A 17,030-nucleotide genomic window follows, 5' to 3' on the forward strand; every position below is an offset into this window, starting at 1 on the left:
GAAGACGTGTCATTCTAAGCCTATTTTCTAGATGTGGTTTGCTTTCGTCACCTATGCGCGAGAAAATAGAGGCATGACATTGAACGCATTGGATCCGTGGCCGTTTTCCTCCACGCTTGGCAAAGCAAACTATAGTGCTGCGTTGCGCCGTTATCCCGGACAGGCCATTGTTGACCTCAAGGCAATGCGAGACAACATGCGTCACCTCGTCGATGTTGTCGGAGGTTCCAAATCCGGAACGGAAGTGATGGGGGTGGTCAAGGCCGGCGGTTACGGTCACGGGCTCATTGCTTCGGCACTGGCGGCTCTGGCTGGTGGCGCGACTTGGCTTGGCGCCGCGCAGCCCCGTGAGGCTTTGCTGTTGCGTATGGCCGGTATCAATTCAAGTAGATGCCATATTCTTACGTGGATGTACAACGGCCGTTATGCGCCGCTTTCCGAACTGATCGCCAGTGACATTGACGTTTCCGTGGGGTCGCTTGAAGGTATCGACGATTTAGCCAATGCTGCAAGAAAAATAGGCATTCCTGCAAGAGTGCATGTCAAGGTCGATACTGGTTTTGGACGTAACGGCTTTACGAAGGATGAGTTTCAGGCGGCGCTTGATAAGCTTGTGCTTCTAGCCAAGGAAGGTGTGCTTGACATTGTAGGCTTGTGGAGCCATTTTTCTGTTGCTGATGCCCCTGACGTTTCGGAATTCGTCAAGGTTACCGATGATCAGCTTGAACGTTTCAAACAGTTAACCGCACGTATGGAGAAAGCCGGCATTCCGCCACGTATTCGCCACATTGCCAACACTGCAGCCACGCTTTCTCGTCCGGAGACTCATTTTGAACTGGTTCGTCCGGGTATCGGATTGTACGGTTATGAAGCCGATCCATCGATGGGGACGCCTTCGCAGTTCGGATTGAAACCTGCGATGACTTTGCAGGCGCAGTTGGGTACAGTCAAAGATCTTGAAGCAGGGGAAGGGATCTCCTACGGGAGGACCTATATCACCGATCAAAAAACCAGTGCGGCTATTGTTCCGCTAGGTTACGCAGACGGCATCCATCGTGCAGCGTCCGGGTTTGATGAAGCCGGTTCCCAGCATATTGAAAAGCTGGGAGGGCCTGTGCGCGTCATGACGAATAATGGCCCTAGGCTGATGCGTGCCTCAGGCAGGGTTTGTATGGATCAGTTCATCATTGATTTGCATGGGGATGCAATGAAGCTCGGTGTGCAGGAAGGTGATACCGTCGAGTTGTTCGGTCCGGGGCGAGGCGAGGAGTTTGTAGAGCCGACGGCCGATGACTGGGCCAAGACCGCAGGTACCATCAGCTATGAAATTTTCGCCTGCCTATGTGCCCGCATCCCGCGGCTCTACCTGCACGCCAATGAAATTCTTGATGCACGTGATGTGCGAAAGCTTAATATTAAAACAATACTGTGACCGTCGATTGCCGAAATGAAGTGGCGGATGCGGTGTCATGGCAAACAGTACGTCGTCGAATAGCTGGTTGATTTCATGCTACGGTGAGAGGAAATAAGGCGATAGGTGTAAGGATAGATATGACGGGGATGGGTGCAGCGGATGCCGACGAGAGGCTGGTCGAAGAAGGATATAGCGCTTTCGATGAGGAGCGTTGGGCCGACGAGCCGCCAAAGTCGCAGTCCCGTACAGCTTTCGAACGTGATCGCGCCCGCCTCATCCATTCTTCGGCATTGCGTCGACTCGGGGCAAAAAGCCAAGTGTTGGTGGCCGGTACTGACGATTTCGCCCGGACAAGGTTGACCCATACGCTTGAAGTCGCTCAAATTGGTCGGCAGATTGGATCCATGCTGGGTTGTGACCCGGACGTGGTCGATTGTGCTTGTCTTGCTCACGACCTCGGTCACCCTCCGTTTGGTCACAACGGTGAACGGGTCTTGTCCGATATCGCTTCCGGTATCGGCGGTTTTGAAGGGAATGCTCAGACCCTTCGTCTATTGACGCGACTTGAACCGAAAGTGTTTCGTGCCGACGGTCATTCGGCGGGAGTCAACCTTACACGGGCTTCACTCGATGCTGCTGTAAAATATCCATGGACGCTTGCCGAGGCTGCCGAACATCCGAAAGGGGAACGCAGCGCGAAATTCTGCGTGTATCCCGACGATGTCGAGGTGTTCGACTGGCTGAAAAAAGATGCGCCAAAAGATGCAAAACCCATGGAATGCCAAGTTATGGATCTTTCCGACGACATCGCGTACAGCGTTCATGACGTGGAGGATGCCATCGCCACAGGAGCGTTCAACCCGCTTGCTTTGACCGATTCTCGTGTGCTTGACGGTGTGGTGGAAAGTACTCGCGAATGGTACGGTCCCCAATGGGATGCCGATGAACTGCTTAATGCCTTGCAACGGTTAAAAGAGTTGGATATGTTCCCTTCCCATTTCAACGGTTCGCGGCAAGCTTTGGCGAATCTCAAAAACATAACCAGTTCACTCATCGGTCGTTTCGCTGGTTCTGTCGAACGCGCCACACGAGAACGATACGGTCAGGGCAGACTCATACGCTACCTCGGCAATGTCGTCATTCCCGCACAGACAAATTATGAGATAGTTGCACTCAAGGGCATCGCTGTCTATTTTGTCATGGCTCCTCGCGAACGCGAGCCACTGCATGAGCGTGAGCAGCAGATTGTGGCAGACCTGGTCGATGTGCTTATGGCTGATTCCCCACATCCATCCAACGCGTTGGAACCGGTGTTTCTAGATGACTGGAATGAAGCTACCAGCGACGATGAGCGATTGCGTGTGGCTGTAGATCAAGTGGCAAGCCTTACGGATGGTTCGGCCATGGCACTTCACTCACTTATCTGCTAGAACGTGGTTTGGGATTCGTACACCTCAAACGGCCTGTAGACTTTAAGGATACAAAAAACCACGGTGCGCTGTACAGTGGACAGTTATGGTCGGAATGATTGCGAAAGAAGATATCGAGAAGGTGCGCGCTGCCGCCGATTTGTATGATATCGTCTCATCGACGGTGGCGCTCAAAGTCGCCGGTACCGGTGCATTCGTAGGGCTATGCCCGTTCCATGATGAAAAGACGCCCAGCTTCAGCGTCCGCCCATCCCTTGGTGTATGGCATTGTTTCGGCTGCGGACTCGGCGGTGATGTTTTCGGCTATGTCGAACATAAGGAAAACATCGATTTTCGAGAGGCTGTGGAGCTGCTTGCCGACAAATACCATATTGAGCTTCATCGGGTTAATGATTCCGGTGGTAAAAATGAACACCATGGATCGAAACGTGCACGTTTGCTAGAGGCCAATGAGGAGGCCCAGCGCTTCTTTGTCTCTCAGATTGTTACGCCTGAGGCACTTGCAGCTCGAAAACTTTTGGGTGGACGCAACTTCAGCCAGGCTGAATCCGAACGGTTTGGCTGTGGTTATGCCCCTCAGGGCTGGGATAATCTCGTTCGCTATCTCGCGGGCAAAGGCTTTACTCAGCAAGAGATGATCGATGCCGGTCTGGCACGACGCGGAGCACGTGGCATCTATGACTATTTCCGAGGACGTGTCACCTGGCCCATTCGAGATTCAACGGGACGCACGCTTGGTTTTGGTGCGCGAAAGCTGTATGAGGACGACACCGTCAATGCCAAATACATTAATACTCCCGATACCCAGCTGTATCATAAGACACAGGTGCTTTACGGCATCGATTTAGCCAAAGCCAATATTGTTAAGAAACGACAGGTTGTCATCGTCGAGGGATACACCGATGTGATGGCTTGCCATCTGGCAGGCATCGATACTGCGGTTGCCACTTGCGGCACGGCTTTTGGTGAGGAACACGCCAAAATCATTCGTCGTCTGATTTCTGACGATTCCTTGGGAGCGATTCAGCTCGTCGGTCCATTGAAGGTCGATGGCCAGTCGCTGAGCTCTCGCATTGTGTTCACTTTTGATGGTGATGCGGCGGGTCAGAAGGCCGCCATTCATGCGTTTGGGCTTGATTCGGCCTTCCTTTCGCAGACGTTCGTGGCTGTTGCCGATAATAACTTAGACCCTTGCGATTTACGCATTCAGCAGGGCAATGAGGCTGTCCACTCGCTAGTCAAGAAGGCGAAGCCATTGTATGATTTTGTTATCGATACGGCAATAAATCGATTCGATACGTCATACACCACAGGGCAGATGGGTGCAGTAAAAGCGGCTGCACCGCTCATCGCCCAGATTCGAGACCGGTCATTGCTGGATATCTATACCCGCAAAGCAACTCGACGTATTGGCGTGGATCTTGACATCATGCGGCGCGAAGTGGATCAGGCCAGGCGCCAGCTTCATGTGTCCGACGATGATGCGTATGTGTCCAAGCGATACAATGTCAACGGTTATGATCCGAACGGGAAAAACCGTGAAAATGATTATGCCAACCCCGCCGCCAAGAAGGCTTTGCAACATCGTGATGCCGCTGACCAATCCTATTTCCGCGTCGATGATGCGGTATTCGTTTGCGAGCAACAGTTCATGGCCGTGCTGATTCAGGTGCCGTTGGCTATTGACCCGAACGCTTTTGCCCAGTTGACTTTGGGTGATTTCATGACCCCGGTTTTCCGTACCCTGTTCCAAGCGATTATGGCGGCTGACGGTCTGCCTCATGAAGACACTCCACAGGGTCTTTGGTTGCACAAACTGACCAAAGCCGGGGGGCCGATGCTTGAACAGGTCATCAATGAGCTTGCCGTTATGCCACTGCCTCTGCCGGGAGAGGATAGCCAGAACGGTAATGCTGGCAGTGCGAGCGGGTCTCTTGGCTCCGATGGTGGTCGCAATACAGACGCATCGAAGACGGGTGTCAACAACTCGGAGGAGGTTCGATTGAAGACGCCGAGTGATGAAGAACGCCGCTATGCTTCAGAGTTGACCGTTCGTCTGCTCGATGTCGGTTATATGCGTCGTATCGGTTCCGCCAAGCGTGAGATGGCGAAGCTTGCTGATGGTGAGGAAAAAATCAAGCTCCTTGGCAAAATTACCGATATGGAAACCGCTCGTAAGGATTTGAAGACGCAGGTTTACGGAAACAACGTGGCATAGTGTATTCGGCCAGTGCAGACGTAAAAAGTTGCGCTGATGCAGTCTGTTTCAAATTTTTTATGATTGGTAAGTCGCAGAGGGACGCAGGAGAGGTTTCTTCTGTGAATTACCTCGGCGTATTGGTGATATAGGCAGAAATGGTCATTGTGAATAGTTATTGTCATATTTGGGTGCCAGTCGCCAGGCAATAGCAAGTAAAATGAGTACGGATTTTGCTATCATCTCAGTTGAGATGCAGTGTGTTTTACCGGTCTGGGTGGCCGGTTGATGGATGAGAAAGAAATGACTGACAGCATGGGGAAGTGCTCGTCGCGAACTTCTGCGTGGGATTGGGCGGTATCGATGCGAGATGGTCGTCCAGTCGTGTGTCTTTTGTCGATGATTGGTTGGTGAACGGGTGCGACACTGGATAGTCAAGGAACTGAAGAATAACACCGTTCTCGTGATGGCAATGATACTTGCCATCATTTCATGCTTCATCGTTCCGCCCGATAGGCAGTATCTCGGGTACATCCATCTGAACACCATTTCCCAGCTGGTTTGTCTGATGCTGGTTGTGTGCGGGTTTCAGCGCATCGGTGTTTTCCATATTGTCGGAACCAAGCTGTTGAAACATGTACGCAACAAGAGTGCTCTCGTGATGCTGCTGGTGGCGCTCACGTTTTTCTCGGCAATGTTTGTAACCAACGATGTCGCATTGGTCACCTTCGTTCCTTTCGCCATTTCGGTTCTTGTGATGGCAAAAATGGAGGATAAAACCGTTCTTGTGGTCACTTTGATGACCATTGGGGCCAATACAGGCAGCATGCTCACTCCGGTAGGCAACGCCCACAACCTCTATTTCAAGTCGATTTCGAAGCTGTCAACCATCGAGTTTCTTAAAATCATGGGCCCTTTCTCACTCGCTTCGGTCATATTGCTGTCCGTTGTTATTTTTGTTATGTTCCATGGGCGGGCGAGTGGCGCGGATTTCGAAGACATCGGGACTGAAGGTATCGAACAGTCATTGTTTGCTCCAGAAAGCGGACAGAGCCCCGATGAAGTGCGTGTGCTTGACTACGGTGCTGGTTACGGTGGATGGCGCATCTTGGTGTATTTGGTGCTGTTCGTTGTGTGCACGCTTACGGTCGTTGGCACGATTCCGTTGTCGTTGATGTGTGCGGTTGTGTTTGTTGGTTTCCTGTTTTGTGACCGTCGTGCGTTTCGTAAGGTTGATTGGAATTTGCCGCTTACGTTCGTCATGTTTTTCGTTTTCATCGGAAATATGCGCAGGGTGCCGGAATTTTCGAATTATGTGGCGTCCATTGTTTGTCAGCATCCTTTGGAGGTGGCCGTTGCTTCAAGCCAGGTCATCAGCAACGTACCGGCATCGATTCTGCTTTCTGGTTTCTGTAGTCAATGGCGTGAGCTCATCATCGGGACTAACCTTGGTGGGTTGGGAACGCTGATCGCTTCGATGGCTTCACTGATTTCCTATCAGCAGGTTGCTCGCAAATACCCCAATAAAAAGGGCAGGTATCTGCTGATTTACACAATGGTCAATGTGCTGTTTTTGGCTGTGCTGTTGAGTCTCGCGTTTATTATCGATTAATGGTACGGACTTGGTGAGTGTTTATGGGATTGTTTGTGGTTCCATCAATGCCTCGTGGCTGGTTGACGAGCCGCGGAGCGTCTTCAGGACAATGAATATTTGGCGGTTTTCGAATGTCCGATTTGTCGCAGTCTGCCCTGCTTGACGAGTTTTTTCAATACGTACGATGTTTGTCCCGCATCGGTTCCTAAATTCGACTGAATCTGCTTACGGCTCAGCGGCTTTCCCTGCTCTGCGATAAGTGCCATCGTCATTTCGTCTATGGATTCAATCTGCAAATGCGCTGATTGAGAATCGTCCGAAGATGATGGATCCTGGTTTGGGGGAATGCTCGCAGAACGGTCGTGCGACAATGGCATGGGTCGACTTTCTGCGGTCTGATATGCCTTAGCGCCTGCGAAAATCAATGATGGCAATGAAGCTGCACTTAGTACTCGGCTGCCCGTCAGTGCCTCTGAAGGAACTGTGGTGAAAAGATGACCTCCGGATGGGAAAGCGTACCGTTTGGCTTTTCCTGAATCGGTGGGAAAATCGTTGCTGCTGGACTCATCGAACGTGTCTTGCGTAGTTTCATCGTCAATTCGAGGGTCGGGCCAGAACGACTCTGACACCGGTCGGGGCAAAATCATCGCCACCGATCCTGGGCCCACGCGAAGCTGCGGGCTGGCGAGGCTCTGGGAGTACGAATCGAGGATTCGTTGTACTCCGGTGCCATAGTTTTCACATAGGTTCAAAGCTTCGAAGACGTCGGCAAGCCATGCGTTGCGTGGTTCACTCACCCCATTAAGCAGATCGTTCACTTCAAAGTCGTCAACCAGTCCACCGGGGGAGATGATTTCGATATTTGAGGCAAAAACGCTGACAAGTATAGGACCGTTTTTGTCGTAATCTCGGTGTAGCACGGCATTGATAACGGATTCGCGCAGTGCGGTTTCCGGCCAGATTGCCTCGGGGATGCATGCATTGAGGAACGTCATTATTGCATTGATTTGAGCAAGCAGCGATCCGGACAGGTTCTGTCGCCGAGTCAGTTTCGATTTAGTGTCACCTTTGAACACTGCGCATTTAATGAGGTAGGGACATTGATCGGATAGCAGAAGTGCGGTATTGGTTGCTTGCTGTTGCGTATCGAAAAGATGAAGGCGATCAAGATTCTGATCTGTCCACTTGATTCCTGCTGATCTAAATGCAGACTTTGCGAAATCAAAGGTCAGATCTCGGCTCGTGCAGGAACGGTGGTCGAAGGGGAGCTCGTTTTGGGGAGGCATTGTCTTTTGCCAAGCCTTATCGCCGTTTGTTTGCGGCGTTTCCGAGTCCATATTCATGGGCTAGAGTTTATCGTTACTTTGCGACAGCTCCGGTGTTTTTCATAGTGATTCCGCCATAATTGGGCTCTTGTGCAATTAATGTATGACCATTCGATGATGGCACTGATTTTTTGAATATATTACGTATTGTGCTGTGAAGCAGTTCTTGTCGTTCGATTGATGTTGGCAATGCTACAGTGCGGAGATGGTTGCCGGCCTTGAGAAAGTACTTCAAAACTGAGGGGACGGTAAACACAATGTGCCATGTATATGATGGCGATCGGTGAGACGGCTTAGCAATAATCTCCCAAAGTGATCGTGTGTTGTTGCGCGTCAAACCTAAAATCGGAAATATGGCACACGGTTTTTTTAACTGCAAAAACAGAAATGAAAAAATCCCTCGTAACCGTTGCGGCTAAAGGGATTTCGCAGGTGACCCCGGCCGGATTCGAACCGGCGACCTACAGATTAGAAGTCAGTTGCTCTATCCAACTGAGCTACGGGGCCAAACAAATGCTTATTGTATCAGTATGCTTGACGTGCCACGCGTTCGACACTACAGCGAGCCAGTACGAGTCTTCGAGTATCTCGGATCTGCTGATCCGTATGGTGTTTTGCTTGTTTCGCATTGGTGCAGGACGCTGGGTAAATCGCTTTCGAAGAACATTGGACGAGCCGTTGGGATATGGTATCAAGCAAGAGGCTGAACGCCACCGACTTGGATGAGATGGTGGCAGATCGCGTATGGCGATTGACAATAATGGGGGATGGAATCCGGTATGGCAACAAGGCTGAACAAGCGACAGATTAAGCAGTTGAAGGCTCTGGCAAGCAAGATTTCCCCGATGCTGTGGATCGGCAAGAACGGAGTTACGGATGCCGCTGTGAAGCAGGCGTCCGAAACTCTTGAATCCCATGAGTTGCTTAAAGGTGTGGTGCAGGATGGTTGCCCAGTAGATGAGAAGGAGGTCGGGGAGACATTGGCCGGACAGGTGGGTGCTGCTCTTGTGCAGGTGATTGGTCACCGTTTCGTCCTTTACAGACCTTCGAAAAAAGAGAGCGCCAACAAAATAGAGTTGGCGCGCTAGTTGAACGAGCGGCTACTAGCAAGAGCGCTATTTAGTGGCTTTTTGATGGTTTCTTCACGGTTTTGTGGACGGAAACATGGAATTGTAAGGTCTTAGGATTCGCAACCCGATGGAACCGGATGCTATGGTTGGTTTGTAGTGCCTGACGTTCGTTTGACGCCTTGTGGCAGAGCTTATGTTTCGATGGATGGCAGTGATGAAAGAGGTTGTGCGACTGTGTTGACCGATGGACATGACAGGAAGGCCGGAGTGGGCAGTGCAATGTCATCTCGTCGTGGTCGACGGGGAACCCAGCATACAAGGCAAAAGGATGCGGTGCTCAAAGCCCTGTCAGGATGTGATGACTTCGTTTCTGCCCAGGGTCTTCACCGTATCCTCAACGAGGAAGGACAAGGAATCGGACTTTCCACGGTTTATCGTCAGCTTAATGCGCTCGCTGACGACGGTAAAGCGGATATCATTCACCTCAATGACCAGCAAATGTTTCGCATCTGCCAGGATGGTGAACATCATCATCACCTCGTTTGCGAGCATTGTGGCAGGACTATAGAGATAGAGCCTCCAGAGCAGTGGGTACATAGCGTCGCTGAGGAACATGGATTCAGTGTTAATTCCCATACCCTGGAGGTATTCGGCATCTGCCCGGATTGCCAGCGTTGGGAAGCTTAATATCGTCAGAGAGGACTTCTGCGGTATTTTCTTGGGTGTTTGAAGGTCGCGGGAACAAAGGTCGTTGATGCTTCACTGTGATATGACGGCTTAAACAACGTGGAGGGCGCCCCTTGCTTATCGGGACGGCCCTCCATTGAATCAGAAGCCGTTACTTTTTCTCGAAGATCGCTGAGACGGCTGATTCATTGTTTGTCCGTAGAGGTCATGGTTTTTATGATTTCAACGACCTGTTTCGTTTTGAGCTCCGGAACATATGCATTTACTACGGCAAAGCCTATTTGCGCCAATTTTGCTGAGTCAGGATAGCAAATGTATATCGGCGCCGGACTTGGCTGGAACTTCTTCTTGAAGAAGAACAAGGACTTGAATCCATACGCGGGTTCAAGAACGTCAGCAGCAATCTGCAAGGTATGTTCGATGATTTCCGTGCCTGTCGGTGAGGTCGGTTTTGACTTCTGGACATTCTTGGAAGTGGATACTTCAGAGCCTGGCCCATTTTTGGAAACCTTAATGCCCATGTCTTTGGAAGCATCGTCGGACTGTGCGGACTGCTTTACTTTACCGTCCGCCGTGTTCTTGGCGCTGTCGTTTTTATCGGTGGATATTTCGGCCTTGCTGGATTGCTTCTTCTTGCCCTGTTCTCCGGTGTTGTTTGAAGTTGCGACTTTCTCGTTCATACCCGCAAGCGGGGCGGCCGAAAGGCTCATGAATTCGACAGCGTTGGTAGGGTTGACCTGTCCTTCGTCGCGCAACCGCTCAGCCATTCGCGCAATCAAGAACTCCATAATGCCATTGGGGCTATCAGTTCTGTGGCGCATGAAATCAAGTGTCCAACCGATGACTCGTCCGTCTCGATAAGTTGGCAACCAACTGGTGACGCCCAGAACCTCGCCCGCAGAGTCTATGGCATACAGCAGTGCCACGCGGTCGTCGCGAAGCTCCTCGATGCCTCCCAGTGTGAATTTCATTTCAGGCAATGCCTTAAGTTGGGCCCACTGTTCGGAAATCTCGACGATTTGCTGATCGATGGTAAAGCCTGCAGCATCATAGGTTGTAAGTACATCCGTAATGCCGTCGCGCTTGGCTTTGTTGATTGCAGTACGAATGTCCTGCCACTTCTTGCCTCGAGTTTCCCACTTGTTCGGATCAATCACCATTTCCGTGCCGACCTGAATTGATGACCAACCCAACGATTCGAGTTCCCTACGCTGATCCTCATGGACAGCATAGAACGCGGGCGACCAGCCGTTGGTATCGCAGAACGCGGTGAAAGCATGAAGGTCATCCATATATTCACTGGGGTCTCCGAATGGGCCGGTTACTGTCAAAGCGATGCCATGGGTAACACGGTAGGCGATGCCTGAACGTTTTGTGGGGGAGAACCAATAGTGGTTGCCTTCCCAAGTAACCATGAAGCTCATGGATTCACCGCCCGACGTCACCAGTGCTTCCGCTTTGTCTCGGTCGCGCTCATCAGAGGTGACATGGTCGCGGAACCAAAGAATGAAAACGATGAGTACGGTAAGCCAGAAGACCACTGTAAGGGCTTCGCTGACCAGTGTCGCCAAACGTGTTTGGGCAACGATAAGAGTTGGTGATTTACGACCGCCAAATCCTGTGGGCAAAAGCCTGCGCAACATGTCGAACAGCATCAGCTTGACGGTGGGCCGTGGTTTGAAATCTTGCGGGGCTGCCAGCGCAAAACCTGCATATGCGAAAATGGTGACCAGCAACATGCCGACTATTGCGGCGATACCGCGCCAGATTCGCGACAATCCGGTAGGTACGCTGAAATGGGACAGCTCACGGATGGTAAGAATGATGAGTACGAGTGGAGGCAAGGCCGTAGTGACGAATGCCGGCATAACATTATATCGAGCCGCCAGGTTCTGGTTTGTAGGGGTAACGGTGAATGGGAAAACGACGTAGTAAAGCACAGCGAAGACCACGGCCGCACCGTTGACTGCGATGCTCACCCAGGCAGCCAGACGACGACCATGGTAAAGTCCCCAAGCCACTAAGGCGAGTGCTGCAATCGGCAACAGCATGTGCAGCCACAAACCGGCAATTGCCAAATGCTGTTTGCTGGTGACCAGTCCCAGGCAGCTGGTCACGGAAGGATTGGCGCTGCATTTGGTCAGCAGTGAGGAATCGCCCCAGATCGATGAAGTAAAGAGGCCGAACGTGGTAAGAGGTCCCCAGTGTGAAGTCGATGTCAAAGCAAGCAATGGTCCCACGGCTAGTACCAATTGAGCGGAGGCGAAGAGACGCCGAATCTCATAATCGGTGCTATTGGACCAATGGATATGGTCTGAGACTGGTCCGTGCATTAAGAGGCCGGTTATTTGCCCGACCACCGCAGCTCCGAGTGTGCAGTAGTCACCCGGATTGCCGCTGAAAAGAAGCAGCGTGCCGATTGTCATATAGCCAATGAGCAAAATACGCCGTCGCCAAAGTGCTGATTCGTAGGCGCTTTCCGCCATTAAAGCACCCACTATGAGGGTCAGCGGCGAAAGCAATACGGGCAGATGCTCCACGTGCTGCGAGTTGTGCATGGCCATGTCCACCGCCAAGCAGATGGCAAGGCCCAAGGCCGAGCCGACGAAAGCACTGAATAACGAGGCAAAGGCTGTTCTCAACGCACCCATTCGTGATTGTGCAACGGAAAGAATGACAGCGATTAGCAGTGTGTACAGCACAATCATCAGTGGGCTGCGTACAAGCAATGCGGAATAGAGAATGCCCTTAATCCACAGGATGATATCCTGTCCTTGGAAGTGATGACTGGGAGCGATATTTGGTACTCCGCCGATCAGCATGCTTTTGAAGCTGGGTCGTCCGTTTTGATGCAGGTGGTGTACCGTGGAGAAAACCATAAAAGTGACGTTGCCGATCATGAATACTGCGGCGACGACGATTGAGAACAGGTGGGCTTTGATCCAACTGGCCAGATCGTTCCCCAGAACTTGCCAACTTGACCAACTGCCCCGTGTGGGTTTCTTTCCGAGGTTTTTGTGGTTTTTGTTTTTTGCGTCTTTGGATTGGGAAGTCGTATTTGCGGCTGGTGAACCGGTTGAGTTCAGTTCATTCGGATTGTTTCCGGCCACAGCGTTACTTGCCTTGCTTTGCCTTGGTGTTGTGGAGCCTTGAGTTGGTGGCATAGCTGTATCTGTGTTTCCTGCCGAAGATTTGGGTGCGGCTTCCGTTCGACCGGTGCCCTGTTTTTCCTGATTCTGCATGATTGCTATCTTTGCCCTTCAGTCCTCTCTATCCATCATATCCGAAGCGATGAATACGGCTTTGCGTCATGTGCCTGCTGCGTTGTTTAATCATTAAATGTGTTAGTGTTGGAGGCCACCACTTCCAGCAAGGGGTAGGAATCGATTTCCTTGTTTGCTTTCCCAAGGCCTGTTTCGTCACCGAAAAGATCAATCTGTGCCATCATGCCAGCGTTGACGGTATGCCAGTCATGACCGGTTCCCTTGACAATCACGGTGGTTACCGACATACCGGCGTCCATGGCCGCCTTGCTGATGGTTTTCTGGTTCTTCTGCGATTTCCAATCCACCTGCCCCGCAGCAGAGAACCAAGTTTGCTTCGATGGTGAGTTGTGCTTGATGATCGTGATGGGAACATGTTTGTCGAAGGCCTTCTCGTTGCCACCAAAATAACGTTTGACTGTAGCGTTGTGGGAACCGCTGGCAGGTTCGATTTCGCCGCCTGCTGAGTAGATGTGCCCGTACAGGTCGGGGTGCGCAGGCCCGAGCTGGGTGGCGCACGTTCCACCTTGGGAGAATCCGCCGATCAACCATTTCTCCGGTGTGGTGTCGACAGGAAGGGTTGACGTGATCCAATTGGTCACGTCTTTGGTGATGTACGTTTCGGCGTTTCCGGAAGAGGTATCGGCGCATAGGGAGTTATGGGTTAGTGAACCGTTCTGGTCAGGTGAGACGGCGATCGGAGCCAGGCCATAATGCTTTGAAGCGTAGTCGTCAAGCTTCTTGCCAAGTGTTCCTGCACTGAAGAAACGGTCCGGTGTGCCTGGCTGGCCTGCCATAACGACCATGACGGGCAGTTTGGGCGGATTCTTAGTAAGCGCGGCCGGCGGAAGATAGATGTTTGCCGTGCGTGCCTTGAAATGGGACAGCGTGGCCGGAATGTCCACCGAATGGACTTCGCCGTGTTCCGGCATTTTCGGCAGCTTGTTCGCTTTGCCCAGATTTTCCCAGTTCTCAAGGGTGTTGTCCGTACTTGATGATGCTTTGCCGATGATTGACGGGTCGAGCTTTGAGAATTGGTTATGGCCGAACAAGGAGCCCATCGTCGTGTATTCGCCATAGATGGCATCAACTTTTAGCCCACAGCTGATTAATGTCAGGATGATGGTGATTATGGACACGATGCGTCTGATTTTTCCTGAGTCGATGCACATGGCGATGAGTATGGAAAGAACCGCGATGCCGTATACGATGGTGGTTTCCACCAAGCTTCCGAGGCTTACTCCAAAGACCACGAAAACATCAGAGAGCAGCCAGACAATAAAATAGCCCAAAAGACCGCCGATAACGCCCCATCCCAACTGTTTAAGCAAGGGGTCGAGCCATCCGTCTTTCGATTTGAGAACCACCAGAAGAATGATTCCAACGGCGGTAGCCGCGAAGATTGAAGTCGGAAGCCATCCTTTGAGCAAGTGAATGCTAAAAAACCAGTCCATCATTTCCCTTGTTGTGCCGGAACGTGTACGTGTCAATTCTAGACTCATGCCATCCGCCCCGCCAATCCACCTCAAGAATGATTCCAAATTCAGGTAAAGTTTTTCGGTGCGAGTTATAGAATCGTTGCGCTAAGATTACGCAAAGCTTGGAGAGAAGCAAGTAAAGGGGTTCTGCCTGATATACATATGAGGGCTGGAATATGAGGCTGCAAGGTTGCCGACAGTCTTGCGGGCGAGCGAGATGATGATGTGTTGAGCGGTGCTGTGTCTGCCCTCGGCTTGGAGGAAAGAACGATATATGGCTGATGTCGAAAACAAGAAATTCGCTAAGAACAAACAATCGCATGTTTTATCGCGAAATGCTGTGGGTTCTAAGGAATGCCACGATGACAAATCTAAAGCGGGTTTGAAGGGCGTCCATGTTCCTGCGTGGGTTTATGTGCTGTTGTTCGTAGTATTTGACGTTGTGATGGCGATGCTTTTGCAGAAAGGTGTCTCCCAGAACAATACCCGTGTGAAGCTGTCCAGCCCGGTCACCGGCGTGTGGGACATGGTCTCCAAGATGTGGGTAAGCGGTAATTTTATATTTCTGCTGAATTTGCTGTTGCTGGGACTCGTTTACCTGGCGGTGCTCATGATGTTCAATCGTTTTTGGATTGCGACGCCCGTAATGATCATCGTGACGATGATCATCGCTTTGGTGGAACATTTCAAAGTGAGTGTGCGGTACGAGACGATTCTGCCTTCAGATTTGAGTTTCGTTTCGAACGGTGATGCCGGTTCTTTGATGAGTTTTATTCCGACTGGGTCAGGCACGCTGATTGCAGGGGTTCTTATTGCGGCGCTCGCTGTTGTCGTTATATTCGCAGTGTTAAACCATTTCGACGTGCGGCATGGGAAAGTCTTTGCCGCACGCAATAGTGCCGGAAACAGGATTATCGCCGGTTTACGTATAGTCCTGGTTCTGTTGCCGTTGCTGTTGCTGACAGGATTCAGCTATCAAGTCGGACAAATTAACACGTTGACCAAATCCTTTGCCAATGCCATGGGCTACGTTCCCTCGATGTGGGACTCCGTCTACGATGCGCAGCGCAACGGCCCGTTGGTGTCGTTCCTCGGGCAGGCGCATCCTAAGGTAATGGATCAGCCTGACGATTACAACGAGGCAACTATGAACGCGATCGCCAAGCGTTATCATGCCGAGGCTGCCGCGATCAACAAGACTCGTACGAAGAAAATCAATGACAGCAGTGTTGTGTTCGTGCTTTCTGAATCGTATTCGGATCCTTCGCGCGTGCCCGGGCTTACGCTCAACCAAGATCCGATGCCCAATATCCGCGACATCAAAAGGCATACGACCAGTGGGTATATGTTGTCCTCCGGCTATGGCGGTGGAACCGCGAACCTTGAATATATGAGCCTGACTGGGATGTCGATGGCCAATTTTGACCCGTCGCTAACAAGCCCTTACCAACAGCTCATTCCCAACGAGAAATGGACTCCGACGGTTAATCAGCTATGGGGTAGCAAGGAATATTCTCAAGCGTTCCATCCGTATGAGCCGTCGATGTATCTGCGCGCGAACAACTACAAGAAGTTTGGCTTTTCTCACTTCTACTCACTGCAGCCTCCTGAGATGATTGCGCACCGCCAGAAAATTGATTCTTCACCCTATGTTTCTGATGAGTCGGCTTATCAGAGTGTTTACGAGTCGATGAAGAAGAACCCGTCGAATGAGTTCGTGCAATTGGCCACGATGCAGAATCATATGCCTTATCACAACTGGTACAAAAACAATGATTTCAGGGCACGGTCCACGAATTCCGCACAGCCGCTCGATGGCGACGAAACAAAATCGATCAATACCTATGCAAAGGGTGTGAACATCACCGATAAAGCCACTGCCAAGTTCCTTTCCCAAATAGACTCGCTTGACAAACCGGTCACCGTTGTTTTCTACGGGGATCACCTGCCCGGCATCTACAAGACGGCATCGGCCGATCAGAGCAATTCGTTGGCGCTGCATACCACTGATTACTTCATCTGGTCAAACAAGGCAAGTGGCAGGCAAGGTTATCAAAGCCCGGATGCAGAGCATACTTCGCCTAATTTCTTCATGGCGCAGGTCGCGCAGCAGGACGATGCCAAAGTTACTGCATTCTTGGCATTCCTCACCAAGCTTCATAGCAAGGTTTCGGCTATTGAGCCTCCGGTGGTCAACCAGATTCAGGGCTGGTCCCGTATTCCCGAAGGACAGCCTATTTATCTGGACCCGCAGGGCAACCCGATGGCTGAAAGTGATTTCGATAAGGAAACCAAGCAGCTTATCAATGACTACAAGCTGATTCAGTACGACGTGACCGCCGGCAAGGGTTACCTTAAAGACGCCGGTTTTATGGAGTAGAGGATCTCGTTCGATGAATCACTGCCAGCCGGTCGACATCAGCTGAGAATGACGATTGTCATCCCCGGTCTGATATCGGTAGGATGGCAATGATTCTGTTGGATCTATTCCTGGTTTTTGATGTCGTCGAGAGCGGGAATGCGCACAGCCTTTACGGTGTTCGATGATGTATCAGCCTATGGTAACCTTCTT

At 51.3% G+C, this 17,030-nt stretch carries 10 protein-coding genes and 1 tRNA gene; 7 read left to right on the forward strand and 4 right to left on the reverse strand.

Going from position 1 to position 17,030, the window contains the following annotated elements; genetic code table 11:
* The first annotated feature begins 73 nt into the window (after positions 1-73).
* The 4 genes from alr to GA0061077_RS01370 all read left to right on the forward strand — a co-directional run bounded on the left by alr (position 74) and on the right by GA0061077_RS01370 (position 6,653).
* The gene (gene alr / locus GA0061077_RS01355; RefSeq protein WP_091847578.1) at positions 74-1,432 is read left to right on the forward strand and encodes an alanine racemase; all 1,359 of its coding nucleotides are present in this window, start codon (positions 74-76) and stop codon (positions 1,430-1,432) included.
* Between the two features lie 128 nt (positions 1,433-1,560).
* Positions 1,561-2,844, forward strand: coding sequence for a deoxyguanosinetriphosphate triphosphohydrolase (locus tag GA0061077_RS01360; protein ID WP_091847149.1), 1,284 nt, complete (start codon positions 1,561-1,563; stop codon positions 2,842-2,844).
* Positions 2,845-2,929: 85 nt separating this feature from the next.
* Positions 2,930-5,062, forward strand: a complete 2,133-nt coding sequence (gene dnaG / locus GA0061077_RS01365) for a DNA primase (RefSeq protein WP_091847150.1) — start codon at positions 2,930-2,932, stop codon at positions 5,060-5,062.
* A gap of 397 nt (positions 5,063-5,459) precedes the next feature.
* Complete coding sequence (locus tag GA0061077_RS01370) at positions 5,460-6,653, forward strand: SLC13 family permease (RefSeq protein ID WP_091847151.1); 1,194 nt, start codon at positions 5,460-5,462, stop codon at positions 6,651-6,653.
* A gap of 83 nt (positions 6,654-6,736) precedes the next feature.
* Here GA0061077_RS01370 and GA0061077_RS01375 read toward each other — a convergent pair whose 3' ends face one another.
* Both GA0061077_RS01375 and GA0061077_RS01380 read right to left on the reverse strand, forming a co-directional pair.
* Positions 6,737-7,978, reverse strand: coding sequence for an ATP-binding protein (locus GA0061077_RS01375; protein ID WP_091847152.1), 1,242 nt, complete (start codon positions 7,976-7,978; stop codon positions 6,737-6,739).
* Positions 7,979-8,393: 415 nt separating this feature from the next.
* Positions 8,394-8,467, reverse strand: a tRNA-Arg gene (locus GA0061077_RS01380).
* A 272-nt stretch (positions 8,468-8,739) separates the two neighbouring features.
* Here GA0061077_RS01380 and GA0061077_RS01385 point away from each other — a divergent pair.
* The gene (locus tag GA0061077_RS01385; RefSeq protein ID WP_091847579.1) at positions 8,740-9,048 is read left to right on the forward strand and encodes a YhbY family RNA-binding protein; all 309 of its coding nucleotides are present in this window, start codon (positions 8,740-8,742) and stop codon (positions 9,046-9,048) included.
* A gap of 261 nt (positions 9,049-9,309) precedes the next feature.
* The gene (locus GA0061077_RS01390; RefSeq protein WP_091847580.1) at positions 9,310-9,717 is read left to right on the forward strand and encodes a Fur family transcriptional regulator; all 408 of its coding nucleotides are present in this window, start codon (positions 9,310-9,312) and stop codon (positions 9,715-9,717) included.
* A gap of 185 nt (positions 9,718-9,902) precedes the next feature.
* Here GA0061077_RS01390 and GA0061077_RS01395 read toward each other — a convergent pair whose 3' ends face one another.
* Positions 9,903-12,959, reverse strand: coding sequence for a bifunctional lysylphosphatidylglycerol flippase/synthetase MprF (locus tag GA0061077_RS01395; RefSeq protein ID WP_091847153.1), 3,057 nt, complete (start codon positions 12,957-12,959; stop codon positions 9,903-9,905).
* Between the two features lie 86 nt (positions 12,960-13,045).
* The gene (locus GA0061077_RS01400) at positions 13,046-14,437 is read right to left on the reverse strand and encodes an alpha/beta hydrolase (protein ID WP_091847154.1); all 1,392 of its coding nucleotides are present in this window, start codon (positions 14,435-14,437) and stop codon (positions 13,046-13,048) included.
* A gap of 295 nt (positions 14,438-14,732) precedes the next feature.
* Between GA0061077_RS01400 and GA0061077_RS01405 the strand changes: the two genes are divergently transcribed.
* Positions 14,733-16,838: an LTA synthase family protein gene (locus tag GA0061077_RS01405; protein ID WP_091847155.1), complete on the forward strand. Its 2,106-nt coding sequence runs from the start codon at positions 14,733-14,735 to the stop codon at positions 16,836-16,838.
* Positions 16,839-17,030 lie beyond the last annotated feature (192 nt).

It is taken from the genome of Bifidobacterium commune, from assembly GCF_900094885.1.
In the GTDB taxonomy this organism is placed as follows: Bacteria; Actinomycetota; Actinomycetes; order Actinomycetales; family Bifidobacteriaceae; genus Bifidobacterium; species Bifidobacterium commune.